This is a genomic window from Gemmatimonadota bacterium, from assembly GCA_016209965.1.
In the GTDB taxonomy this organism is placed as follows: domain Bacteria; phylum Gemmatimonadota; class Gemmatimonadetes; order Longimicrobiales; family RSA9; genus JACQVE01.
This window is the reverse complement of sequence record JACQVE010000294.1, coordinates 1-4,934: the sequence shown is the minus strand read 5'-3', so window position 1 is coordinate 4,934 and position 4,934 is coordinate 1. Positions and strand designations below refer to the sequence as shown.

The following is a 4,934-nucleotide window of genomic DNA, read 5'->3' as shown; positions in this document are numbered from 1 at the left end:
GGAAACCAGCGCGGACGTGCGGGCCCAGACCGTGAACGGCAACCTCACTACCGACTTCCCCATGACTGTGGTCGGCCGCGCCAGCGCCCGGCGGCTGCAGGGCAGCATTGGCAAGGGCGGCCCCGAGCTGCACCTCTCCACTGTGAACGGCGGCATCCGGCTGCGGCGCTCGGGCTGAGCCCCGGGCGCCCGCCGGGGCCGTCCGTATCTGGCTTTCCCTCCACCTGCCGCCTCGACGGTGACTATAGCTGTGAATTCAAGCCGCGTAGTATTACCGCGGTTTCGGCTGTTTGGAGATAAACCATTTCTCGTACTTCCAATACCGCTGAAAGTACCAGCCTAATCGCGTGGCGCGCCAATACAGACCCGTTATCGGCAAAAGTACGCCGGTTGATCCTGAGGAGAGGTTGAGGAAGCCGCCTTGAGAGTCCGTAATGCAGCTAGCGAGCTTCTCTTGGGGGCTCCAGAGTTCAACCGTGGCGCCCGAGGTGGGCTGTCCAGTGGCTTCGATTACCGTGCCGGCATCTTCCTGCATCGGTCCATAAAAAGGTGGTCCCCAAAAAAGCGGACCAACAATACATCTACCGCGGCGGTTTTGGCAACGGGGCTACACGTGGCCCGGGGGCCACGCTTTTCGCGTCTGGCTTCCCCGAGCCGCTGAGTGGGCGCCGTCGATCCCGTGCTGGCCTTTGCCGTATCAGCGGATCCCGACCAGCCCCTGGACCGAGGCGATCAGCTTTGCCGGGTCGTACCCCACGCCATCCTTGAACACGATCGCCACGTTCCGGATCTCGGCCGGGTTCGAGACCGGATCACCCTGGATGACGACGAGGTCCGCGAGCTTGCCCGCCGCGACCGAGCCGAGCCGGTCCGCCACGCCCAGGATCTTGGCGCCGTTGAGGGTCAGGATCCGGATGGCTTCGACGGGCGAGAACCCTGCCTCGATGAGCAGCTCGTAGTTGCGCTGGTCGCCGAAGCCGGGGAGTGCGCCGCCGTTGCCGGTGGGATCCACACCCGCGCCGAGCAACCCGCCCGCCTTGACGAACGCGCGCTCGAACTGCTGCGCCTTGCGGAACAGCGCCGCCTGCGTCGATTCCGAAGCCCGTGCCTTGATCCGCTCGCGCGTGGCCAGATAGTCCTGCCGCACCTCCGGCGCCATGGCCGCGAGCACGCGGTCCTCGAGCGGTGGCCGGTCCGGAATGGACAGCTCGTACACCGCGAGCGTGGAGGTCATGGCCACGCCGTTGCGAACCATGTCCTGGATCGTGGCCTGGACCTCCGCACTGTTCAGGTCCACCTCGAGCAGACTCTGCCGCAGCGTCGCCGGGCAGGTGTCGGGCTGCTTCCCCGGCGCGTAGTCGCTGTTCGTGAAGAAGCCGTGCTCGAGGTTGTCGATCCCCAGGGCGACCGCCTCGCGGAACGACACGGAGCAGAGGTGGCCCGTGAACTTGAGCCCGCGCCGGTGCGCCTCGTCGATGGCGGCCTTGAGCGCCTCGCGGCTGATGCGCGTGTACGCCTTGAACCAGGTCGCGCCCTCCTCCGCCCAGTAGCCGACCACGCGCCGCGCGTCCTCGGCCGTGGCCACCTCGGTCATGTAGCTGCCGGATCCCAGCCCGGTGAGGTAGGGCCCGGTGATGTGCATCCGCGGCCCCGGAGCCTGCCCCTGCTCGATCGCGCGCTTCAGGTTCACTTCGCTGTATGGATGATAGCTCCCGGTCGTGCGGATGCTGGTCACGCCGCCCGCCAGGTACAGGCGCGGCGCGCTGAAGGAGATCTGAGCCTGCCGGTTCGCCGTCGTGTAGAAGGTGTGGTTGTGCAGCCCCACCATTCCGGGAATCACGGTGTGGCCACGCAGCTCGAGCACCTGAGCGCCGGGCGGGACCTTGACCCGCGCCGCTGGCCCCGCCGCCTCGATCCGGCCGTTGGCGATGACAAGGGTCTGGTCGTCCGCCGGCGCGGCGCCGGTCCCGTCCACAATGCGCACGTGTGCGAGCGCGACGACCGGCGCGCTCACGCTCACGTACTCGCGCACCTCGGCCGAAAGCTGGGCGGCCGACTGCGCCGCGAGCGCTCTGGCGGGAAGCAGCAGTACCAGAGCAGCGATATCTCTCGTACGCATGATCATTATCCTCATCCTTATCCTCGCTTATCCTCGCTCTCCTTGTTGGTATCCCGCCTTGGTTGCCGGCGTTCTCTGCGTCCCTGCGTGAGACTCTATAGCGGCGCTGTCACAACTACTGGGTGAACTTTCCTCGCCTTTCGCGCTGGGACGGGCTGACAGGCCGCCCAGAATAGGCCGCTCCACTCCCTTGCAAGCTTTACCCTGAGCGAATCGGAGTCGAAGGACTCGCCCGGTCGGGATGCAAGTTGCGTCAAGACGTCTGCGGCTCGCCACGAGCGTCACTCGACGGTGAACACCATCTTCATGCCCGCCTCGATGTGCTCCGCGATGTGGCAGTGCAGCATCCATTTTCCCGGATTGGACAGCTCCAGCAGGAGATCCGCCGTGTGCCCCACGGGCAGGAGCATGGTGTCCTTCCACACCAAGTTGCGGTTGGCGACGCCGTTCTGCGAGAGCACGAGGAAGCGCTGCCCGTGAACGTGGATCGGGTGCTGCATGGCGTGCAGCGCGCGGCGATCGTTCAGGAGGCGGATCTTGACGACGTCGCCGACTCGGAACCGCCACTCGATCGCCATGTTCTCGCGTACCGTCTCTTCCTCGCGCAGCACCCACTCCACCTCCCCGCCGGTCGCGACCCAATCCATCATCGGCATGGTCCCGGTCCACTCGACGGGATTGAAGAATGCGGAGTCCAGGCGCAGCATCAGCTCGACGGGGAAGGGCAGCTCCTTCGCGCGCATGGTGAGGGTGAGAGTGTGATCCACGGGCCGGTCGAAGTGCCCGTGGTACGCGGCGATATCGGCGGTGACCTCCGCGTTGTCGCGCAGCCGCGCGAACGCCGCCGAGTGGTCGGGCGTGACCGCCTCACGCGACACGTGCACGATGCCCAGTGTGTCCACCTCGGGGAAGAAGCTGCCGTAGAGGTGATCGAGGCCGCGCACGCGGTTGGTGATGGCGACGTCGCCCGCCGAATCGAACCGGACCTCGACCACATAGCGCTCGGCGGGCGCGAGCACGACGTTCTCCACCCATTCCTCGCGCTCGAATTTGCTGAGGTCAGAGGCGACGACTTTGATGGGCGCGCCGCCGAACGACAGATTGAAGGTGCGCGTGTTCGCGACATTGGTGAGAAAGAAGCGAACGACCTCCCCTTTCTTCACCCGCAGCCGATACTCCGGCTCGCCGTTCACCAGCAGCACGTTGCCGAAGCGGCCGCTGAGCGCGTGCGTGGCGCGCTCGAGCCCGTACGGCACCAGACCCTGCTCCGCGACCAGCAGATCGTCCAGCATCAGGACCTCTTCGCGGTTCACGGGAGCGTAGAAGTCCGGGCGCGGCGATCGGACGATCAAGTTGCCGTAGAGCCCGAGATCCTGCTGGATGTCTTCGCGGTGATGCGGGTGATACCAGTAGATGCCCGCGTCACGGAAGTAGACCCGGTACTGGAACTTGCCTCCGGGCGGGACCGGCTCCTGCGTGACGTGCGGCACGCCGTCGAAGCGGTTTTCCAGCCGCACGCCGTGCCAGTGGATGGCGGTGGGCAGCTCGGTGCGGTTGCTGAAGTTCACGAGGATCGTCGTACCCTGCCCGACCTCGATGAGCGGCCCCGGATACTGGCCGTTGAAGCCGTACATGACATGGGTACGGCCGCCAATCGTACGCCGCAGGGGCGCGGCCTCCAGGTCGAGCGTGCCGCCGTTCCTCAGCCGCACGAGCCTGCGCGGCACGGCTTCAGGGATCGGGCTCCCGGCCGGCGGACGGGGCAGGAACGGACGTACGCTGGGCAGCGCGTCGTGCAGCCCGGGCGGCATGGGTATCCCGGGGTGCGGCGGCGGCTCGATCCATTCGAGCTCGTGGGCGGCGGGCGCGGCTCGATGGGCCGTATGCGCTCCCGGGTCGGCGGCCGCGGCGGCGAAGAGGAGCGGATCGCCCTCGTGCGGGATCATGCGCATGCTGGGCGAGGTGCCGCGTAGCAGGATAGGGCCCTGGCGCTCGAGCGTGCCAGCGGAAGCCTCGGCGCTAACGAGCACCAGGAACTTGTCCAGCGCGATGCGGCCCACAGCCGCGCGTCCGTTCGCGACCTCGCCCAGCTTGATCCAGGGGCGCAGCAGCGGCGTCGTCGCCCAGGCGATGTAGCTCCGGTATGCGCCCAGCCGCTCCGGCGCCTCGAGTCCGGCCACGGAGACGCGCAGCTCGTACAGCGGCTCGCCCTGGGGGGTCACGGCCATGCCGAAGGGTGCGGGCACGCGCTCCATCTCGGCCATGCCCGACGCCTGCGGAAAATCGGGCGCGGGGAGCAGCGGGATACAGTAGAGGTCCGCGCTGGCGGCGGCGGATGGGGCACCCTGGCCGCCGCAGTCAGGAGATTGGGCAGCCGAGCCGGCGGACACGATGCCTAGCGCGAGCGCCACGAAGGCAGCTACTCCCCACCCCCCGCCGCCGGGCGTGCGGATGCTGATCACGTCGCCGGCCCGGGCATGGAAGGTGGTCTTGGCCGGCAGCGGCTGCTCCTCTCCCGCCCGGATCAGCACGTTCGCGCCCGCCGCGCCCGGCTCGCCGCCCGCCAGTCCCGCGGGCCGGCTCTGCCGCCGCTCCGTGAGCAGGCTGACCTCCGCGTCCGCCAGTAGCTCGAGGTCGCGGCGCAGGCCGTCCCCGCCGCGGTGCAGCCCGGCGCCGCCCGTGCCGCGGCGGATCTCGTAGCGGCGCACGCGCAGTGGGTAGGCGTGCTCGAGTGCCTCTACGGGCGTGTTCAGCGAGTTGGTCATGTGCACGTGCACGCCGGAGAGCCCCGGCCCGCCCGGCCCCGCCCCCATGC

The 4,934-nt window shown here is 68.2% G+C and carries 3 protein-coding genes; 1 reads left to right on the top strand and 2 read right to left on the bottom strand.

What is annotated here, in order from left to right; translation table 11 throughout:
- Positions 1-178, top strand: a 178-nt coding sequence (locus HY703_11705; protein MBI4545853.1) for a hypothetical protein, incomplete at its 5' end; no start/stop codon positions are given.
- Positions 179-697: 519 nt separating this feature from the next.
- On the opposite strand, the gene HY703_11700 is transcribed toward HY703_11705, so the two are convergent.
- Both HY703_11700 and HY703_11695 read right to left on the bottom strand, forming a co-directional pair.
- Positions 698-2,119 (bottom strand): amidohydrolase family protein, encoded by a 1,422-nt coding sequence (locus tag HY703_11700; protein ID MBI4545852.1) that lies wholly within the window; start codon positions 2,117-2,119, stop codon positions 698-700.
- A gap of 281 nt (positions 2,120-2,400) precedes the next feature.
- The coding region (locus tag HY703_11695; protein MBI4545851.1) for a hydantoinase B/oxoprolinase family protein at positions 2,401-4,934 on the bottom strand (2,534 nt) is incomplete at its 5' end.

Excerpts from the sequence above, each read along its gene's own strand:
- HY703_11700 (MBI4545852.1), bottom strand. The coding sequence starts at position 2,119 with ATGCGTACGAGAGATATCGCTGCTCTGGTACTGCTGCTTCCCGCCAGA.